The sequence below is a fragment of the Nocardia arthritidis genome, from assembly GCF_011801145.1.
In the GTDB taxonomy this organism is placed as follows: domain Bacteria; phylum Actinomycetota; class Actinomycetes; order Mycobacteriales; family Mycobacteriaceae; genus Nocardia; species Nocardia arthritidis_A.
The window spans coordinates 9,597,692-9,616,104 of the sequence record NZ_CP046172.1 but is presented as its reverse complement, the minus strand read 5'-3'; the positions used below and the strand labels follow the sequence as shown (position 1 = coordinate 9,616,104).

At 56.9% G+C, this 18,413-nt stretch carries 20 protein-coding genes and 1 tRNA gene; 1 reads left to right on the top strand and 20 read right to left on the bottom strand.

Annotated elements, in window-relative coordinates; translation table 11 throughout:
- Positions 1 to 53: 53 nt before the first annotated feature.
- Positions 54 to 124, bottom strand: a tRNA-Gly gene (locus F5544_RS43840).
- 381 nt (positions 125 to 505) lie between these two features.
- On the opposite strand from F5544_RS43840, the gene F5544_RS43835 reads away from it, so the two are divergent.
- The gene (locus F5544_RS43835) at positions 506 to 937 is read left to right on the top strand and encodes a hypothetical protein (protein ID WP_167478574.1); all 432 of its coding nucleotides are present in this window, start codon (positions 506 to 508) and stop codon (positions 935 to 937) included.
- A gap of 56 nt (positions 938 to 993) precedes the next feature.
- On the opposite strand, the gene F5544_RS43830 is transcribed toward F5544_RS43835, so the two are convergent.
- From F5544_RS43830 to F5544_RS43745, 19 genes are all read right to left on the bottom strand, one after another.
- Entirely contained in the window at positions 994 to 1,419 is a 426-nt protein-coding gene (locus F5544_RS43830) for an Lsr2 dimerization domain-containing protein (protein WP_167478573.1), read from the bottom strand.
- Between the two features lie 78 nt (positions 1,420 to 1,497).
- A complete protein-coding gene (locus F5544_RS43825) occupies positions 1,498 to 2,649 on the bottom strand; it encodes an SGNH/GDSL hydrolase family protein (RefSeq protein WP_238846976.1) in 1,152 nt (383 codons plus the stop codon).
- A 602-nt stretch (positions 2,650 to 3,251) separates the two neighbouring features.
- Positions 3,252 to 3,593, bottom strand: a complete 342-nt coding sequence (locus F5544_RS47730) for a DUF7264 domain-containing protein (RefSeq protein ID WP_428847105.1) — start codon at positions 3,591 to 3,593, stop codon at positions 3,252 to 3,254.
- Between the two features lie 24 nt (positions 3,594 to 3,617).
- Positions 3,618 to 4,853, bottom strand: a complete 1,236-nt coding sequence (locus F5544_RS43820; protein WP_167478571.1) for a hypothetical protein — start codon at positions 4,851 to 4,853, stop codon at positions 3,618 to 3,620.
- A gap of 339 nt (positions 4,854 to 5,192) precedes the next feature.
- Positions 5,193 to 5,846, bottom strand: coding sequence for a hypothetical protein (locus tag F5544_RS43815; RefSeq protein ID WP_167478570.1), 654 nt, complete (start codon positions 5,844 to 5,846; stop codon positions 5,193 to 5,195).
- Entirely contained in the window at positions 5,843 to 6,202 is a 360-nt protein-coding gene (locus F5544_RS43810) for a DUF2746 domain-containing protein (RefSeq protein ID WP_167478569.1), read from the bottom strand. The genes F5544_RS43815 and F5544_RS43810 overlap by 4 nt, the downstream gene beginning before the upstream one ends.
- Before the next feature lie 3 nt (positions 6,203 to 6,205).
- A complete protein-coding gene (locus F5544_RS43805; protein WP_167478568.1) occupies positions 6,206 to 6,460 on the bottom strand; it encodes a hypothetical protein in 255 nt (84 codons plus the stop codon).
- Positions 6,460 to 7,731 carry an N-acetylmuramoyl-L-alanine amidase gene (locus F5544_RS43800; RefSeq protein ID WP_238846975.1) on the bottom strand — a complete coding sequence of 424 codons (1,272 nt, stop codon included), beginning with the start codon at positions 7,729 to 7,731 and terminating at the stop codon, positions 6,460 to 6,462. The genes F5544_RS43805 and F5544_RS43800 overlap by 1 nt, the downstream gene beginning before the upstream one ends.
- A complete protein-coding gene (locus F5544_RS43795; protein WP_167478567.1) occupies positions 7,724 to 8,293 on the bottom strand; it encodes a phage gene 29 protein family protein in 570 nt (189 codons plus the stop codon). Before F5544_RS43795 ends, F5544_RS43800 begins: the two co-directional genes overlap by 8 nt.
- 2 nt (positions 8,294 to 8,295) lie before the next feature.
- Positions 8,296 to 9,408: a hypothetical protein gene (locus tag F5544_RS46935; protein WP_238846974.1), complete on the bottom strand. Its 1,113-nt coding sequence runs from the start codon at positions 9,406 to 9,408 to the stop codon at positions 8,296 to 8,298.
- Positions 9,409 to 10,025: 617 nt separating this feature from the next.
- Complete coding sequence (locus F5544_RS46930) at positions 10,026 to 10,412, bottom strand: hypothetical protein (protein ID WP_238846973.1); 387 nt, start codon at positions 10,410 to 10,412, stop codon at positions 10,026 to 10,028.
- Positions 10,413 to 10,937: 525 nt separating this feature from the next.
- Positions 10,938 to 15,377 (bottom strand): tape measure protein, encoded by a 4,440-nt coding sequence (locus F5544_RS43780; RefSeq protein ID WP_167478565.1) that lies wholly within the window; start codon positions 15,375 to 15,377, stop codon positions 10,938 to 10,940.
- A 128-nt stretch (positions 15,378 to 15,505) separates the two neighbouring features.
- The gene (locus F5544_RS43775) at positions 15,506 to 15,700 is read right to left on the bottom strand and encodes a hypothetical protein (RefSeq protein WP_167478564.1); all 195 of its coding nucleotides are present in this window, start codon (positions 15,698 to 15,700) and stop codon (positions 15,506 to 15,508) included.
- A gap of 188 nt (positions 15,701 to 15,888) precedes the next feature.
- A complete protein-coding gene (locus F5544_RS43770; RefSeq protein ID WP_167478563.1) occupies positions 15,889 to 16,200 on the bottom strand; it encodes a hypothetical protein in 312 nt (103 codons plus the stop codon).
- 97 nt (positions 16,201 to 16,297) lie between these two features.
- A complete protein-coding gene (locus tag F5544_RS43765) occupies positions 16,298 to 16,891 on the bottom strand; it encodes a phage tail protein (protein WP_167478562.1) in 594 nt (197 codons plus the stop codon).
- A gap of 47 nt (positions 16,892 to 16,938) precedes the next feature.
- Positions 16,939 to 17,349 carry a hypothetical protein gene (locus tag F5544_RS43760; protein WP_167478561.1) on the bottom strand — a complete coding sequence of 137 codons (411 nt, stop codon included), beginning with the start codon at positions 17,347 to 17,349 and terminating at the stop codon, positions 16,939 to 16,941.
- Positions 17,333 to 17,602, bottom strand: a complete 270-nt coding sequence (locus F5544_RS43755) for a hypothetical protein (protein WP_167478560.1) — start codon at positions 17,600 to 17,602, stop codon at positions 17,333 to 17,335. Before F5544_RS43755 ends, F5544_RS43760 begins: the two co-directional genes overlap by 17 nt.
- A complete protein-coding gene (locus tag F5544_RS43750) occupies positions 17,602 to 17,781 on the bottom strand; it encodes a hypothetical protein (protein WP_167478559.1) in 180 nt (59 codons plus the stop codon). Before F5544_RS43750 ends, F5544_RS43755 begins: the two co-directional genes overlap by 1 nt.
- A 2-nt stretch (positions 17,782 to 17,783) precedes the next feature.
- Positions 17,784 to 18,149, bottom strand: a complete 366-nt coding sequence (locus F5544_RS43745; protein ID WP_167478558.1) for a hypothetical protein — start codon at positions 18,147 to 18,149, stop codon at positions 17,784 to 17,786.
- Positions 18,150 to 18,413 lie beyond the last annotated feature (264 nt).

Genomic DNA, 18,413 nt, shown 5'->3' with positions numbered 1-18,413 from the left:
CCGACCGGGTTAGATAACGAAAAGTCCTGACACACAATAAATTCAGTCAATTGAGCCGATGACGGGAATCGAACCCGCGCTGTCTGCTTGGGAAGCAGAAGTTCTACCATTGAACTACATCGGCGATAGTGATTTCATACTATCTGCCGTAGCACGGTGTCAAACCCGCAGGTAGAAGGGGTGACGCTCGGTTCGGTTTCGGAGGGGTGGCGTGGCCTGTGCTGACTTGGTGCTGACCTGTAGTCACCCGTCGTCACCCCTTCAATCCTGTTCGGTGCTGGGGCCGTGCTGACTTGGTATGCCGGGGGCAAGGCGAAGATTCTAACGGGCAGTGGCATACATCACACTTGAAGTACTCGGCAACCGTCCAGCACTCCGAAGGGTTGAAGCGCGCCCTACCAATCGGGATGCTCCAGCAAGATAGGTTTCGGCCGGAATCCTGTTGCGCTTCCAGACGGAAGCGAATCCGGTAGGTTGGTTCACGCGATCCTGACGAGGGGGACAAGTGACCACGACGACCGAACCTACAAGCGCGCCTATGGCTTACGGTCGGAAGCGGTGGCTAGCAGTACCGCTGGCTGTCCTTGCAGCCGTCAGCGTCGGATTCAGTGCGGCCTGTGCGTCCGACAGCGGAACCAACGCCCAAGCTTCGACTACGTCGACGAGTGCGCGGTACTGGCAGACCACTGCGGGACAGCTGGAGATGAGAAGGCAAGCCATCGAGGACATAACCGCTTTTGTGGTGCATAAAGGGTATTCGCTGATCAACCACAGCGAACCGAAGTACAAGGATCTCTCGGTGATCATGTCGGCAAAGCTGTTTAAGGACGGTAAGACGGCTGACATGTGGTTCAAGGTCGTGTTTGCCGCTGCTGGAGCCGACTCGGTAACTTCGATCGGGGATCCTAAAAGCGCCCTCACTGAGGAAGAACTCTAGACGCATAGATAAAGCCCCCTGGCATCGCGCTAGGGGGCTTTTTGGCTTTCTCGGGTCTACTTGTGCGCGGCGTCGAACGCATCCTGAATGTCTTGGGCAACGCGGCCACGGTCAGAGATGTTCCGGTCCTTGAACTGGGCTTGTTTCCGAGCCCAATCCCGGATGTGCTGAAGCTCTTCTGAAGACCTACCAGAGCCTGTAGAGGAGGAAGAGGATTTAGCAGCCCCACGGGCCGGGTTGCGACGGCCTCCGCCTGTGCTGGAGATGAGCGCGGTAACCGGGTCTTCGTCTGCGGTCGGCGTGCGGGCAACGTCGATGTACTTCTGAAGGGACTTCCTCAGAGCATCCCTTGTCTTCACACCCGCATCGAGGGCATACCGCTCTCCATCAATCTCGATGATGATCGTAGGGTTACCGCCAACAAGTTCCTTGTTGATCTCTTCCCCGGTAACGTCATCCTTGTAGACAACTTCCTTGGCCATAACCGGGAGAGTACCACTGTTAAGGCATTAGAAAATAATAGAACCCTCAGCCATGTTCAGGGCTGAGGGTTCGTCTGTTTAGTTGTCGCTGATCGGCGCGATCACGCCCGCAAGGAGAGCGGCCATAACCTCAGAACCCTTGAACGACGGATGGATCGTGTCACACGTCAAGTCGGCGGCAATGTTCGTGTCGTCGACAGCGGTACGCATCCCGTAGTCCATGTCGACACAGCCAGCCGCACCGTAAGGCAGCGACGCCAGCCACTCGTTAGCGGCTATGCGAGCAGCGTTGCCGGTCGCGGATCGGGGGATGGTTGTGCAGTAGTAGATGGGCTTGTCATTGCCTATAACGGTCCGGATCTGAGCGACGAGCCTTGAGATATCTGCCTGATAGTCGGCAAGGCTCCGATCGGAGTTGAAATCGTTACTTCCGGTCGCGATGATCGCGCCGTCGAGCTTGGCGCTGGCCAGATCCATGCGGCTAAAGAACTCGCGGAACTGAAGGTACTGGCCGGTCGTCATGCCCGCCATGGACATGTTGCACACCAATGCATTGTTTCGGGCAGCCCATTGTTGCGGGTAGCACCGCCAGATGGGTTGCGGCACGATCGACGATCCGGACGTGCCACGGCTACCCATCACGCCTTCGGCAATCGAGTCTCCGATGAACAGCCATGCGTTACGGCTCGTGTTGCACTCGTATTCGATGACCATATCGAGGGGGATACCGGCGGCCACGCTGCTGCCGGTTACGACTGTCGGGTCTAGCGCGGATGTGGCGTTAGCCCAGTAGAAGCATTCGCCGATCGTAGTCTGAATGCTTGTGCTGGATGGCACCGTGTAGCCGATGGCAAGTAGGTACTCTTTACCGGCAACAAGCTGATTGGCAGTGTCGGTGATCCATGGGGTGGTGTACCAAGTCCCATCTCCGGGTATGGGGAAGTTGGTTCCGACGATCGTTGTGGCTGTCTTGCCGACGAACGCTCCTGTCCGGCTTGTGGTAGCCGATCCGGCGGTAACCCTTGCGGCTTCACCGATTTTGATGCCCTTACCGGTCAACGCGGTTTTGCTGGCGCCGGTCATGCCGTAGTTTCGCATCTTGACCCGCCAACGAGTGGAGCTAACCGGAAGTTTCACCGACGTACGGAATCCGGCTTGTGTACTAACGGTGATGTTTGGCGCAACGGTTTGGTCCATGCCTCCGTTGCAATAGGGGATGATGCGTGTCACTAGCGGCGCTCCACCTGGGTCACCTTTAGGACCGGTATCGCCTTTAACGCCCTGTGGGCCGCTGTCGCCTTTATCTCCCTTGTCGCCTTTGACGCCGTTCGCTCCAGGGGAACCGGGATCGCCCTTTGGTCCTTGCGAGCCGACCGGACCAGGGTCACCTTTTAAACCCTGTGGCCCTTGACTACCGGTATCACCCTTCGGGCCTGCCGGTCCCTGTACCGGTGTGCCTGAGGTTTCCGGAGGCCATGCCGTCCCATTCCAGCGGTACAGCTTTCCGCTCGCGAGCCATACGGCCCCTTGAACACCGCCGGAAGCGGGGAGGTCTGCATAAGTCGAGACTTGCCCAGAAATCTGTAGACCGTCACCTTGCGGGCCTTGAGGTCCGCGCTCGCCGGTATCTCCTTTATCCCCTTTAGGACCTGGTGCACCCGGAGCCCCTTGCGACCCTGTATCGCCTTTCGGTCCCTGCGGGCCGGGAGGACCGGCAGGTCCGGGTGTTGGGTAGATCATCCCTGCATTCGGGGCAACGGGCTGCAATACTCCATTCGTATCTGACGTTCCGGGACTCAGATTTGGAACATCTTGTTCGGAACTAACCAGACTCATCGAGGTTCTTGCCTTTCTACATTTCCGATAATCATCACGGACTTATCAGTCGGGGAAGCTCCCTTGTCCCGGAACACGAGCCTATACGGGGTTCGGTTGGTAATGGTGTCCGCAATTTCGGACTCCACACGAATCGAGGCGACGGCCCCGGAGATCGTATAAACCCACTTCAAGCTGCCCGACCATGCGCCGCCAGTCCCGTTCTTGAACTCGTAGTAGAGTTCGCGGTTCGGCGGGAATGGTGCTTGTGAGCCGTTGGGCATCCATGTGTAAGCCCATTTGAAGTCATCGCCGGTAATCAAAATTAGCGGCTCAACGGCCGCTCTACGTCCTGCCAATTTTCAGTCCTCAATCGGCCGCAACTAGAACGCGGTCAGAATCTGGATGTCGTCCCAGGCTCCAGAATTGTTGTCGCCTACTTGACAGACTCGGGCTCCCGCCCATTGGTTCGCGCCTGGTGCTCGACCGTCCAGGGTTGTCATCAATTGAAGTTGCCCGTTTATCTCAATCCAGGCACCTTCGCCGTTGGCGGAGAAAACCACCCGATCACCATCTTTAACCGTGCACGGCGTAGACACGTAGTCGGTGAATGTCGGATTGGTTAGCCCACCTGTAAAGAGCGAAATGTAGATCTTGTCCGCGCAGATGTTCGCGGCGAGTCCTGAAGATCCATCCGGGGTGGTGCGGAGAACCAGGCTCGCGTCGGCAGACTGATCGGGGTTGCGTATCGTGCCCTCAGCGCGTTGTGCGCCGTGCGTTACCCCGGTGTCGCGCAAGATACCCGCCGAACCTTCCGCCGTTCCGGTAAAGGCCCACCGGCCAGACACGATCGCTGCGCCAGTACCGAACTCAGTCCATCCATTCGTGACCGGCCCGTTCTGACGTTGGAAATCATCGCTAACGACTTCTCGGTGCCATGTGATTCCGGTAGCGATGTCGGTGGGTCGGTCGTAGAGGATGAAGTTTTTGAGGAAGGCGGGGGCGCTCGTCTGATTCAAGAAATTGAGCCCGCGCCGGTTGGGTGCTGCCGCGTACTGGGGCGGCAGCCAGAACGAGAACCGAAGAATATCGTTCACGAAGACACGAAGGTACCGGTCACGCTCCACCAGAATCTTGACTCGATACCATATTTTATTCATCATCAACGCCAAGCTCGGCGACCGCGCCAACGTCTCGATATTCGATAGAGAGTGATAGACGACAACTCGGAGGCTTTGCGTCGTCGAAGCAACATCTCGCCAGATGGCCAGTATCGGGGCTTCGAGGAGATCAACGAAACCGACCTTCGCCCACGATGAGGATAACGCTATCCCGAAGAACTGAAGCTGAACGATATTACCGTCAATATTCAGGTCGAACTCACAACCCCAGGTGTCGGTGAAGGGCATAGCTTCGTACGACACGCCACCGACCTGGAAAGGGGTTTCGAAAGCGTCGGCTATGACAACCTGATTGTCTATCAGCTGTACCGTGCGATTGAAATTAGTCTTCTTCCACGGCTTTTGGATCGGGTTTTCGTCCGGCCGAGCGTGTTGCGGGTCGAGATCTCGCCATCCCGCCCACGCCCACGCCGGGTTACGGCGGATAAGAAAGCTCACGTCTACACCGGATCTGTGAACGTGCCCGAGATCGTACCGCCGTTGGTCGCAAGGAATGTGCGAATACCTATGAGGGCATTGCGGTTTCCGCGTAGCCCTCCGAGATCCGAGCTGTCCACCCAGGCCCGTAGTTCTTCAGGATGGGAGTTGAAACGGTCGATAGCCGAATCGAACACCGGTATGGCTTTCTCGGCTGGTGTCATATCGAATAGATGGTCGAGCGAGTCTGTATCGAAGGCCGAGCACCATAGCTTGTATCGGTGCTCTGGAACAATTTGGGACGAGTGGTAGTTGGTGCTGTCTGCTATGCAATGAAAATGACGATCCATAACTATCCGATCAGAGGTAGGCCCCAGCGACGGCTACCTGTAGCACTTGAGGCGGAATCGAACCGGTTACGCTAGTGACGTAGTAGTAGAAGCGTTCTTTATCGAGTACCGGCACCGAGGGCAGCGCGATATTTCGCCGAGTAACCTTGGGGTCGAGCGTTACCGTTGTTACTGTTGTTGGTTGGGTACCGGGCGCATTCCATTTGCGTATCTCCAGGCTCATTCCGTTCGGCTGCTCCAAGAGCGCGATGTGTACGTCGGTAAGGACGGCCTTCCGGTTGCTGGGAACATTGAGCACCGGGCCAAGTAGTAGCTCGTTGACGCCTAGCAGTACCTCGGCTGAGGCAACGACGCATTCCAGAATCCAATACGATGCGTTTTCGTAGGCGGTGCTGGCTTTCTCTTGGGCGTTGGCTGCCGCGTTTGCGGCGGCCTGGGCCGTCGTGACAGCCTTGTCCGCAGAGCCGTTCGCAGAGACCGCAATCGTATAAGTGCTGTCGATTCGATCGCGGACATTAGTCTTATGCGCGGCTTGAGCATCCGACCATTTGGTCTTCGCCCCATTGGTCACGATAGCCGGTACAGCATCTTTCTCGATGTCCTGGCCATACCGGCCACCGAGCTTCCAGGCCCCGTCTGGGGCCGGGCCTACGGGATAACTCATAGAACCTCGTCAGGGTGTGTACGCCGAAGCACTTCCCGAACGTCGTGTTCGAAATCCGTGGACTCTTGCCGGATATCCCGAACTTGCCCCCGAAGATCTCTGACCTCGGCTCTCAGTTCGGCGATGTCTTGCCGGACGCCGCGAACTTCCTTGGCTATCTCGTCCAAGTCGTCCCGGAGGTTCGAGTTGTGCGAGTTAGTGACCTGCTCTTTGACCTCTTTGAGGTCTTCGCCGTGCTTCTTTTGATCTGTTCTGACTCGCTGGTTAGTCCATGCGGCGATAGCTGCCATGAATACCGGAACCAGAACCCAGAGGGCCACCACATAATCGGCGGCCCCTTCCGGGAGGGAAGTCAACCGCTAACCTCGAATCTGGAACGCGCCGACCGTCTTATCAACCAATTCGTCTACGGCGTCCTCGGCCTGACTGATCAGTGGTTCATTCCTGGCCAGCCAAACCCGGAACGTGGTTAGCACGCCCAGTACAGCTGTGATGCCTCCGGCCCATGCCTGCGGCAACGCACCCTCGAACGACGCAACAAAGGTTAGGACCATGAGGATAGAGCCGATGCCGGCTTCTACCGCCTTCAGATTGCGCGAGATGATTCCATGCATTACTTACCTTCCTTCATATCCCTAGTTCCCGGTACACCAACAGCTTTGGCGATGGCCGCTTGAAGGTCATAGGCAGGCCGGTTACCGCCTTGGGGGTACCCATCAAACTTGACCAGTTGGCCGTCAGCGACGGCCTGACCGACACCCGGGCCGCCGAGTTGGTCAAGGATGGCGATACCGACGTTCAGCAACTGGTTAACGTGCTTGTCAATCCACTTGAGCATGTCCTCTCGGCTCACGTCCTGGCCGTCGAGGTTTCTAATAGTTTCGCCCCAGCTCATATCATCTCCATCCGAATCGGCCGGAACCTTCCCCGACCATTTATTTACGTAGCCCTCGAATACATCCCATGGGAAATTTGGTCCGACGTCCCGATGATCACCGATACCAAGGCATTCGGTCACATACCGATGATCCGAGATGCCCGGTCCTTCGGCGTAGGGCGGCTTAATGACTATCGCTGGGATGTTGTACTTGACACAGTCCTGCACTGCGACATACGCGGCAATCTCGATATCCCGTTCGCGCTGTAGCCACTCGTCCCGAGTCCACGAGGCGCGGGAACCGGCAAAACACAAATTGATCGTGAATGCGTTAGCGCTCAATACCGACCATGACGCATAGTCGGTGTCCACCACATCGACAAGAATGCTGTCTCTCAGGGTGTAGTGGTAGCTTACTCCATTGTCTGAGTTGTTTAGGTAGTCCGCTAGCGAGGCGGCAGACGAATTACCTTCCTCGGTGTGCAACAAAAAGTTGACCGGGGGCCGCGAACGCGGATCGCAACTATTCCCCATCTTGTCAATCTCGGTAAAAGCAGGTTGGGTCATTGGCTCACTTCCTCCGGTGGCAGGGAAGCCACCAATCAGCCGGGCGTATAGCGATTGGGCTTCAGGCCATCGCTGGTCATACCGACCGGGAAAGGCGGATTGCTGTACTCGTTGTGCGTACGATCCGGGCGTCCGGCCCGGGTTGTTGTAATCGAGCTTCGCTAGTGCGTCGTAGAACAAGCCTGCGCTTCGCGCTGGGTCCATCCGATCGGCAGCGAACCCCCACCACGGAGCACGTTGCTGGAACAGACCCGAAGAGTTCTTGTCACGTGACAAAGCTTCATGCGGGTATTTCAGTGACTCCGGGTCGGACTCGTTCGCGTACATCACTAGGTTGGACTCAACCAGTGCCGTAGCTAGAGCGATCTGGATTCCGCGCGGGGTAATCCCGCGCCGTTGCCCTTCTCGGATAATCGCTAGTGCGTAGTCGTCTTTAGACACCGCGCCACTTCCTCAGGATTTGATCTCTTTGTTTACCGACCATTTCGGCGGCGATCACACGCCGACGCTCGGGCGGTTTAGCCGCCATAAGATATCCATTCACTGTGGACGGCGAATGTTCAGCCGGGTCGAACGGTGCGCCGGATTCCTCTTCTGCAAACTCGTGCTCCCGGTATGCCGGTACCCGGTCGCCCAACATTCCTGTGTGATACAGCCGCTCAGCCATAACCGCCTGCTCATGCGCGGTGTACGCCAGAGGATCAGGAATCGTCACCGGATCAGGTTCCGGGTCGTTCACGTCGACGACTTCAATCGCGCCGTTCAGATAATGTTGCTGACCACGCCACGGAGCTCGGATCTTCTTCGTCTGCTTCTCCGGGTTATGTTCAAAACCAAGGTTCCAAAGAAGCTCGGACAACTGTGCCCGAGCCTCTTCTTGCAGGATTAATGGAGTACTGCCATGGAACGGTATAGCAGCTAAAGCCCACTGATAGATAACCTTGGGGTCTGGCTCCTGACCTTCCGGCGGCTGGCAATTCTCATAAGTAGGAAACCGGGACACGGTTAGATGACTCCTAAATCATGGAGGATAGATAGGATCTCCTGGAACTGTTCCCAAGCTTGCACCACAGGATCTTCGGGCTCCTTCTGCCCTACAACAATGTCCCAAGACGGGGCGGAAGTCCGGGACCATGAAAGAGTCAACTCGGAGACCCGGTCAACAAATATCTTGCCGGGTGGCATACCCAGGACCGATGAACCGATACGGTCACCTAGAAAGAAGTGCCCGTGTCCCCGCTGTCCGACCACCCAACCAGATGCGCCATCCTGGATCGTTAGCTTATGCCGGGTCGTCTCCCGGGTTTGCCAGAGCCCATTACGCATAGCTAATAGCCATGCAATGGTGTATCCGGCGTCTGCGCCGTCGGCCCACTTCTCGAAATAGTGGAATCCTTGAGTGCTTAGGCGTGTCGCTCTCGCCGGGCTTTTCCACTTACCGAATGCGGCGAAAACGTCCGTGAATAGTGGACGCAGCACTGCCTCAATGGCTCCCCCGAGTGGTGGGACGCCCGGGATCATGGCGGTTAGATCGCCTAAAGCTTGGACCGCAGCCGACAACAGTTCATTGACGCCGGGCATCGAGTGCCCACCACCTACAACGCCAACGTCCGTAGCCGGTCGCCAAGAAAACTCGGACGAAGCAACACCGCCGTGTTCGGTCTCGTAGAAGATCACACCGGGGCAGGCTGGGTTAGTGCCTCTATAGCCGGGAGTCGAATACTCCGGCGGTATGTTCGGGTCTACGGCGCGGCGAGTGTCGTTGATGATGCCGTTTGGCTGGTCAACAAAGAACTCGGTTACTTCCTGCGCTAGCCCACGGAATACGTCACCGCCGAAAGAAGTTCCGGTGTTCCATCCGGAATTGTCGATGAGATCCCATACCAGGCAACCGTGTTTGAGGTTAGCGCCGGGCCATGGTGGCTCGTCTTCATCTTTCAGGTATCGGCGGCATTCCCAAGAAAGCTGAGAATCCGCTACAACCTTCTTGCTGACATCATGCAGATACTTGAACCGTCCGTAGACGATTGCCCCGACCGAGGTATCAGGGGTTAGATCCGGTTTGACAACCTGTGTCCAGGTTTCTTGCCTGAAATTCAGCCACTGGGATAGGTCCAATGGGTTATCCGGCAATGTCCATATCGACGAGTTGAGCCGGATAAGGTTAACTAACAGTGTGGTTTTGAGGCACCAGCGCGCTCGGCCGAAAAGTACCCATAGCTTTGGAAACTGGACCTCGGGAGGTAGGAGTTTAGGCCCTTCGCCCGCCGCCCCGACCGGTTAAGGCCGGGGCGGCGGACAAAGGGGTTGCTGTACACCAGGATGTGCCGTAGGTGCTCATAGTCATGCTTAAACGTGACTCTGACGTAGCGCTTACCTTGCTCGTCCTTGATGACTAGAAGCTCGTCGATGCTGCCCGACCACCGAGCCCCATCCTTGTCGACGGTGATATGCACGTTAGTGGTCGGCCGGGTGTCGATATCGACTAGCCATCGAGACAGATAGTAGGTAAGCGGCATCTCCAACGTTCCGATGCCAGTGTCATTGTCGAGGAACTGAAACTTGGCGTTGTATTCCTTCTTGACGAGTCCGCGTAGATTCCAATCGCCATCCCACAGGCGGACCGTTGGCGGGAGTAAACGCCTCTCGGATTCTGCTTGTAGTCGGTCGGAGATCTCGGCGAATACAGCGTCAAAGTCGATAGTATCGACTGCTGTAACCATATAATCCTCTTGTTAGTCCAAACCCCATGGACGAGTCCAGTTCCGTGGACAACGCACCTGGACGCCGACACCGGCCGGGGCATTCTTCACAGACACCGGCAATAAGGTTTCGGGAGTCTCGGGCGGAATCGGATAAAGAAACCGCACTCCGCGCATCCGTTGCCACGCCTGGGTATCGATATCCGAGACAACTTGATCGGCGTTCTCATCGGTATCAACCCGCAGATGCTCGCCGGCCACAAGCGCGGGCATGGTGATCTTGCGGTTAGCGTCAACCGTGGCTCGCCCGAATCGGTCATCACCAAACGAGAAGTCCGGAAGCTTGTAAACGACTCCCGGATATGCTTGGAGAACCCATTTAACCCACATCTCGGTATCGGTCGGATTAGAGATCTTCACGACTCCGTCACTCCATGACCCGTTAGTGGTGTCGGTGGAGCTGACCCATACAGCGGTTAGGTCGTCTTGCTGCCATCGGGGGTAGCCAGCGGTGCCGCTATAGATGACATGCCCGTATTGATCTCGGAAAGGGTCGACATCGGGAGAAAAGTCCGGCGTCTTGGTGAGTCGTAGGCTCAGAGACCTACGGCCCCATTCATCGGTAGTGCACCAAAGTTTAGAGTCCTTCTTGTAGCTCCAAGCCCGTCTGAAATCTGAGTCGTTGCGTTGCCAGGACTGGTTTGGAGTGTTGGTTATCTCCACGCCAAGGATCACGTCGCGTTTGTGAATCCGGATACCGCCGAAGTCCGCGCCGATCTGGTAGGCGTACGAGCCCCAGATAGATTCGACGGGTTCATCGTATAATCCCTCGGGATGGGTGCCGAGGTAGATGCCTCGGTCTCCCGCGCCCTGTCCGTGAATGATCCACGTGTCATCCGGGCTCCGCCATGACTCGAACTCAAATCGGAGTCCGCTAGGCAAAACCTATCTCCTCATGTATGTCATAGATTGCCGCTTCTGCTCGGTCCGGATCTCTTGGACAGCTCCGCGAACATCCGCCGTCGTGATGTTGTAGACCGGCCGCAAGCGCATATACCGCTCTAGGTCTTGTTCGGTAAGATTTCCGCTTTGTGCGGGTTGGAGCTGTGAACCTGCGAATGCGTGTAGCTGCTGCGGGCTATTGAAAATCGGTTCAGGGGTTGAACTAAGGTTTACGGCCATGCCGCCCGGAGGCAGCCAACCGCCCGTGTCATACACTGCGGCGCTCTTCAGGTTCTTAACCCAGTCCGGAATCTGGTTCGGCTTCTTGGTGTAGCCGAGCTGCCCTAGGAAAGCTTCGGCCCCGAACGTACCGATATTCGACAGAGCATCCCCAACACCATTCGCCGGGCTGTTCTTGTCCTTGTTGTAGTTCGAGAGAGCAATAACCTTGTCTGCGACATCCCACCAACGAGAACCGCTGATCTTGTCGGGCAACTGAGCCTTGAATGCATCGAAGAGAATCCCTGCCGCACTGGACGCGAAGGTTGTAAATACATCCTTGAGAGTGTTGGCCGGAGACTTCGTGTTGGAATCTCCGCCCTTCTCCAGCTTCTCAATTGCGTCTTGTAGCTTGATGTCCGCGATCTGCTTATCAGCCTCTGTCGACGTTTTATCGTCGTATACCTGATTTCGGTTCTTGTTAGCTTGCTCTACAGCCTGGAGCAGTTCGGCTTTGCTCTTCTCGTCGTCCGAGTACTTCTTTTGCAATGCCGGGGCCTGTGGCGCTATGCGGGTACCGCCTTCGAGCTGACCTTGTCGGTCCTTCTGCTCTTGCTTCTTCAGCACTTTGTTTTGCGCTGCCCGAACATCGAGATCGGCTTTTCGCTTATCGGAATCGGTAGCCTTCTCCTCACCGTAAACCTTGTCGCGCCGCTGCTGCGCCTGAGTGACAGCCTCCTGAAGCTGCAATAGCTCTAGTTCGTCATCATCGGTCCAAGTGATAAGTTTGCCGCCCGTAGTCAAGCTGCCGAAACCGGCAACTAGCTCGTTCGGTAGGTAAAACTTGTTCGGAAACTGGGAGTCTGCCGCGCCAGCGCGGCCACCGCCGATACCCGAAGTGCCGTAGGCACCGCCAGATTCGACGTTGAGACCGGCAATCGTCGCCGCCATGTGTTCAGTTGAGACACCGACTCGGAACCATGTGTCAGAAGGACCGGTACCGGGCTTTAAACCCGCAGTTTGCCCCTCTAATAGCGTGTTGGTTGTGTACAGTCGCTTAGTAGCTTTACCGAGGCCCATAGCGACTTGTTGAAGAAAGCCGATAAACCCTGAGCAGTCGAAATTGCTCGGACCGATGCCAGCCCATTTATAGGCGTGGCCTTCCATCTCTTGAGCGGCTTTAATAGCCTCTTCGATACCGAAGGGCACTTCGCCACCAGTGGCGAACTTCAACCCACCGGCAAGCGCGGCAGCGCGAAGACCGCGCATAGCGTTCTGTCCGCCGACTGCGTCAACCTCGCGCGCCGTCCATACATGCTCGCCGTGCGAGAGCATCGCAGGGATAGAGTCAGATGTACCGGTGCCAGCCCCAGTAACGGAACCGCCAGTCTCGTAGTGAACATAACCCGACTCCGGGGAGTACGGCTTAGCATTGTTACGAACTTCCCGGTTGTTCAGCCCGTTGTCGACGCGGTTGTACAGCTCGGTAACCGTGAACGTCTTGTTGGAGATCTTCGTTAGATCTATCTCGTGAAGTTTATCCCAAGCCTCTTTAGTATCAGCAGTGATCTTCACGATTCCGGGCTTGCCGACAACATTGGTAACCTTCAAGCCAAGTTCTTCGAGCTTCTTCTTGACATCGGCGTAAGCGGGAAGGTCGGTGGGAATATCCACCCCTTCACGGTTCTTATCCAACAGCGACTTGATAACCGCTAGTTGCTGAGTGGTGTCATTCGCGCCTCTCAGCTCCGCCAACATCGTAATCTTGTCCGGCAGATACCCGATGGAAGCCGCCAAAGCGGTTACCTGGTCCTTGTCGAGACCGAATTGCTTTCCAAGCTTCTCGAAAGCCGCCGCATTGTTTGCATAGATCGGGCCGAGGTCTCCACCGGCCTTAGCGACATCCAAAGTGGCATCCCGGATTTGCAGCAACGAGGTACGTAGCTTGTCGCCGTTAGCCGTTTTGGTATTGATAGAGCCATCAGTGTTGATCAGCTCTTGCCCAAGGCCCTGCGATGCTTCCGCCAACCCTTGGCTGGATTCGGTGGTCTGCCGGATCACCTGGTTGTATGCCTGCATCGCGTTGCCGAGTTCCATCGGGCGACCCGACAGAACATCAAGAGCCCGCTTCATCGCGGTGAGCCGCTGATCGGCGCTCGAAGCATTATCAGCAATCGTCTTGAATGCCTCGCTGAGGCTGAAGAACCCCGGGGTGGTGTTCGCGGCAACCTGCCGGGACTGCATGATGGTATCCTGCAACCACTGAAGGTTTTGGGCGGCAAACTTCCCGCCTTGCCCGGCACTTTCCAACTTGGTCCGGAGCTGATCCCAGGAACTATCACCCGTAATCATCTGGGCAATGCGCTCATTCGACATACCCAAGTTCTCGATAGCGCTTTGGGCTGCCTTGTACTGGTCAGCGTCCCAGTTCTCTTTACGAACGTTGTCGTTCCACGGTGCCTGGAAAAGGGCTCGAACGTCGTACCACTTCGTACGATTGGCAGCCGCTTTCTCCATGGCATCGTTCAACTGTCCAACCTGGGCGGTGACATTCGACATTGCCTTGTCGTCGAATCCGCCACGGTTTTCGTTGAAGACGACGCCAATGTCGTTGCGGGACTTGACTAACCCCCGCCACGCATCCCCTACCGCCTTCACACGCTGTTCGTGCTCAGCCAGATCAGACCCGAACTTGACGACACCCACGGTTGCGGCCGTGATCGCCAAAGCCCACGGACCGCCGAGAGCCGAAACCACGCCGCCAGCTGCCGACCGCAAACCCACCAGGGCCGCCGACGCCGTACCGGCGGTGCGGCCGAACCGAGTAGCACCGGCCGCGCTATCCAAGAACGCGGATTGCATCCGCGCGATAACCGGCGAGTGAGTACCCATCTGCTGAATAGCCGACCCGAACCGGCCGAGGGTAGTGGCGCCATATCCAGCCACTTCCGCTGTTCGCCCGGTCGCCGTAGCAACTTCCCGCATGTTGCGGGCCATGGCCCCGGCTTGACTCGTTGTCCCGGACAGCGATGCGCCGAACGATGTCAGCATGTTCGGGATCGTCCGGAACGCCAGCCACCCCGCTACCAGGGCCGTAACGAGGCCCGTATGGTTCTGCATCAAGCCCGCGATAGTTTGCAGCGCCGGGACGAGAACCGAATTAGCGATAGTCGCCGTAGCCTCTAAGGTTTTCAGCAAAATTTGCCATGTACTGATACCGGTGGCTGAAGAGGCCCCGGTCAGAGTCGACACGATCGACTTGATAGCCGTGGCCGCAGCACGACCAGTCGTAACCAAGGACTCGAAGACGCTCTTAACCTGGCTCAGGTTGTCTTGGAAGACTTTCGACGATTTCAGCTCGTTAAAAGTTTTGGCTAGCCTGGGGCCGAACTCGGTAAAGATCTTCGCATCGAGTTGCTTGGCAAGTTGCCCGGTCTTCGGCGTGAACCGGTCGACGGCCGCAGTGGCACCGTTTACCCACCCGATCATCCGATTGAATGTCGGTTGCTCGGCAGCTGCGCCCAATCGGCCGAGGGCCGCATTCAGGTTACTGATAGAGCCCCGGAACGTGTTACCCGAAGCCAGGGCCGCGCCGCCGATATTCTTTTGGATGACGCGTTTGAAGGTTTCCGAGTCGACCTTGCCGGCCTCCACCATTTTGGAAAGCTGAGCAGCAGAAACCTTGTACTCGGCTTGCAACCATTGAAAGATGGGCAAGCCCCTGTCGGCGAGCATATTAAGGTCACCGGTGTAGGCTTTCTGCCCGGTTTGAACCTTGTTGATAATCGAGCCCATCTCTCCGAGAGATGAGCCCGCGATACTGGCGGCATCGGCAGTCAGCTTCAAATACGCAGTCAGCTGCTCACCGGGTTTCACACCGGCAGCGACCGCAGAGGCGGCAATGGTAGCCGCATCACCGAGGCCAAAGGCTGTGCCCTTGACGGCTGCTAAAGCGCTCTCCATAATGCCCGACACTGCTTCGGCGTCATGACCAAGGCCAGTCAGCTTGCCGCGTGCGGTATCAATGGCGGTAAGACGTTCGAAGCCCTTGGTAAGTGCTGTGGCGATCGTGCCACCGGCGGCGGCAGCGGTAGCGACTGCGGCACCTTTGAGCCCTGTGTTGAGAGCACTGGTCAGAATGTTGGCGAACGGAATGGCGCTAACTGCGGATGTGAAACCGGTCCGTAGTGTGTCACCGACACCCCGGGCCATCTCGGTGCCCATGCCTTGCCCAGTACTGCGGGCTATCCCTGGGGCATCCCGGAATCCGTTGCGAACCTGGTTAGGGACATCCTTGGTACTGACTACTAGCGACACATACGCGGTTGCCAGTTCGACAGCCATATAAACCTCTAACTATGCGCGAGCCTTTCTCGCCGCTTCTCCAGCTCGCTACGAATCTCGCTCAACTCGAATGTTTCTTCGTCGTCTTGGTCCGGCTGTTCCCACGCCTCATAAGGTTTGGTGATCGGGATGGGTTTCTTGTCGTCATCTCCGCCGGATCGCTGCCAGTTCGCGCCTTGTAGGGCGTACAGCATCATCGACAAGAACCAAATATTTAGATCCCAGTTGTACGAGTTCGGGCGCATAGCCCGGAACACGGCATTCTCGGGAACAGGTGGAAGGTTCTCGACAAAGAATTTGAACTCTTTCCAGTCGAGATCTTCAGTGCCTACATCTCTGACGTGTTTGCCGATCTTCAGAAGTTCGAAGCTGATCGGCCCCTCGTATTCCTCTAGGAATCCGACGAGCCTTCCGATTCCCCCGCGCTAAACCCGCTGGCCTCGAACCACGCTTCGGCAATGTTGACGATCTGCTCGTCGTCCATCTCCCACACTGCATCAGCAGCCGTCGGGCATTCGATCTCGATAATGCCCCGCGTAAGGTTCGCGTGACTCGTATCTTCCTGGTTGTCCTTGATGAACTTAGAGGCTTTACCGGAAAGATACGGAGTCTTTGGGATCGAATAGACCTTACCGGAATGCCGGAAAGCGAACCGGTTCTCTCTCTTCTTTCCGTTAGAGGCGGGAACGTCGTACACAGCCATGACCAGACCTTCTCTATAAGCTTGGGGTTGAACGGACCTAGCCCACCCGGGCAAGGGAGGTCCGGTCAAAGAACTTGCCCGGGTAGGATTCGCCGCGCTACGCGGCCTTCGGCTTACCGTCGTTGACGAATTCACGAATATTGAACGTGGTCTGTCCGTCGACAACCTTGAAGCATTCGAAAGTAACTTTGTACTTCAAAATATCTGTATTGATCAAAGTTGCGTCCGCCACCTTGATCGGCTGGGCGATACCGGCGACCATCCGCCTGATGCCGGTACCCTGGATAGTCTCGACAACGATCGCTGTCTTCGGAAGAACATCCGAGTTGTGATCAATCGAGATTTCCATGCCCGACGTAGTAGTCGCCTGCTTGACGTTGACGTTCAGGTCACCGAAAACAGCCTTGAGGACTTCGAGGTTCGTAGCCTCCACGAATTCGACTTCCAGCGTCTCGCTGTAATCGCTTTGCGGAGTGGCAATAATGTCACCGGCAAAATCCTTGACTTTCTTAACATCGCGAGCCTGAGCATTCACGATGCCTGCATCGCTAATGCCGCCGAGATCCTTGAAGGCGGCGGGCAGCGCGGTAATCGCATCAGTCGGTAGCGCAGTCCCGAGAGGCGCACGGTAGATGATGCCCTTAACCTTGGGCGCCTGAGGAATATAAACCTTACTGGTATCAGTAGGCACGAATCATCCTTGTGGTATTGATCGGCTTTCGCGGCAACGAAAAGCCGTCAGAGGTTGGTAGAGATGCCGAGGCGGGCAGTTAGAACCCATCTATCCGTCTGTGGCACCTCGGGATCAGGGTGTTGCGTCGGAGCCCCCACCTCTTCATAGAACGCCAACCAAGCCTTATGTGGTTTGCCGTCATCTCCGAGATAATCAACGGCCTCTCCAGGCGCGTTCTCCAGAAGGTCTAGAATCTGCATAGACAGAGCCTCGGCGCTGACCGGGTGCCAGCATTCGAATGTGAGCATTGGGCCATCGGTGACGATATTCTTTTTCACGCCGCCAACGCGCGTTACGCGCACAAAAGAATCCGGCCGATTAGCCGGAGCATGGTTCATGATTGGCACAGAGATCTTGGGCGCTAGATAGGTGACTATGACACTAACCGCCGGATGTCGTTTACTGCCGAGCAGCATCAAGAGCCTTGAGAAGCGTGTGATGTTTCGCATTCTTCCGGATGGTTCGCGGGTCTCCGGTTGTGACCGAGGTACGCCAGCGCCCTTGAGGTGCGGCCTTACCTTGCTGGCTGTACACCTTGTACTTCCCGCCGTCCATCGCTTCTGCGGCTTGCTGGTAACGCTTAGCCCGCCGCTCCAGGTCGGCAGCAACACCGGGCTCCGAACGGAGCTTCTTGAACGCGCCAGACTTGAACTGAATCTGAACGTCCATTAGTTCCCCTCCTCGGTAACCATGATGGCAGCAACCCACTTACCGCCCGCATAAGCGGCGATAATCCGGCCGTGGGCGTCCGAGACTTCGAGATTGTTGTATTCCTCTTCGGTCCGGAATCCTATGGCGTCGGCGTAAATGATCGAATCTTCGTTATCGGCTATCACTTCGACGGCCATGTTCAGCCCTCCGCCCTAGTCACTCGAACAACGAGGCCCGGTTGAAAAGCCCACGGTCCATCGTTGTAATCCTCGGGGTAGCCCTGCACCTCGTATTCGAGTTCCGGCTCGTTGCGGTGCGCCGGAATGATCAGCTTGTCCCAAGGTCCGGCGATGAATTCTGGAGGTACAAAGATCTCTCGCCGGATGACCACCCGGTCATACCCGGATACCGCTGGTTCGGTGAACCGTTCTTTAGGCCCGATAGCAATAACCGGCTGAACAGCCGGGGCGTCCCATTTCTTGACGAGGGAACCCCGGGGGTCTTTCTCAGGGCCTTGCCGGAAGCGCCTGGTTTGGACCGTGTACGGCGTCGGGAAAATTCCCACCGGCTACCACGTCCTTACCGAGAAGGCTCCCAGCTTCAGGGATCGGAGAGCAATCTTGTCTGCCTTGGTCAGCCATGGGCCGCCGGATGTCGAATCCGGGACGAACGTATTCGAAAGCTGGTACGGGCCTGCCGTCATCTGCTGACTAGCCACTCCGGCCTGTCGGGCTGTGGACTCCAGCACCCGAGCAACCATGCGTGAGACCACACGCCGAACCACGTCCGGCGCGGGATCAGGTACAGCCCTCGGTCTCAAGAATCCAAC

Excerpts from the sequence above, each read along its gene's own strand:
- F5544_RS43755 (WP_167478560.1), bottom strand. The coding sequence starts at position 17,602 with ATGGACGTTCAGATTCAGTTCAAGTCTGGCGCGTTCAAGAAGCTCCGT.
- F5544_RS43830 (WP_167478573.1), bottom strand. The coding sequence starts at position 1,419 with ATGGCCAAGGAAGTTGTCTACAAGGATGACGTTACCGGGGAAGAGATC.
- F5544_RS43805 (WP_167478568.1), bottom strand. The coding sequence starts at position 6,460 with ATGCATGGAATCATCTCGCGCAATCTGAAGGCGGTAGAAGCCGGCATC.
- F5544_RS43750 (WP_167478559.1), bottom strand. The coding sequence starts at position 17,781 with ATGGCCGTCGAAGTGATAGCCGATAACGAAGATTCGATCATTTACGCC.
- F5544_RS43770 (WP_167478563.1), bottom strand. The coding sequence starts at position 16,200 with ATGGCTGTGTACGACGTTCCCGCCTCTAACGGAAAGAAGAGAGAGAAC.
- F5544_RS43760 (WP_167478561.1), bottom strand. The coding sequence starts at position 17,349 with ATGCTGCTCGGCAGTAAACGACATCCGGCGGTTAGTGTCATAGTCACC.
- F5544_RS43815 (WP_167478570.1), bottom strand. The coding sequence starts at position 5,846 with ATGAGTTATCCCGTAGGCCCGGCCCCAGACGGGGCCTGGAAGCTCGGT.
- F5544_RS43780 (WP_167478565.1), bottom strand. The coding sequence starts at position 15,377 with ATGGGCACCGAGATGGCCCGGGGTGTCGGTGACACACTACGGACCGGT.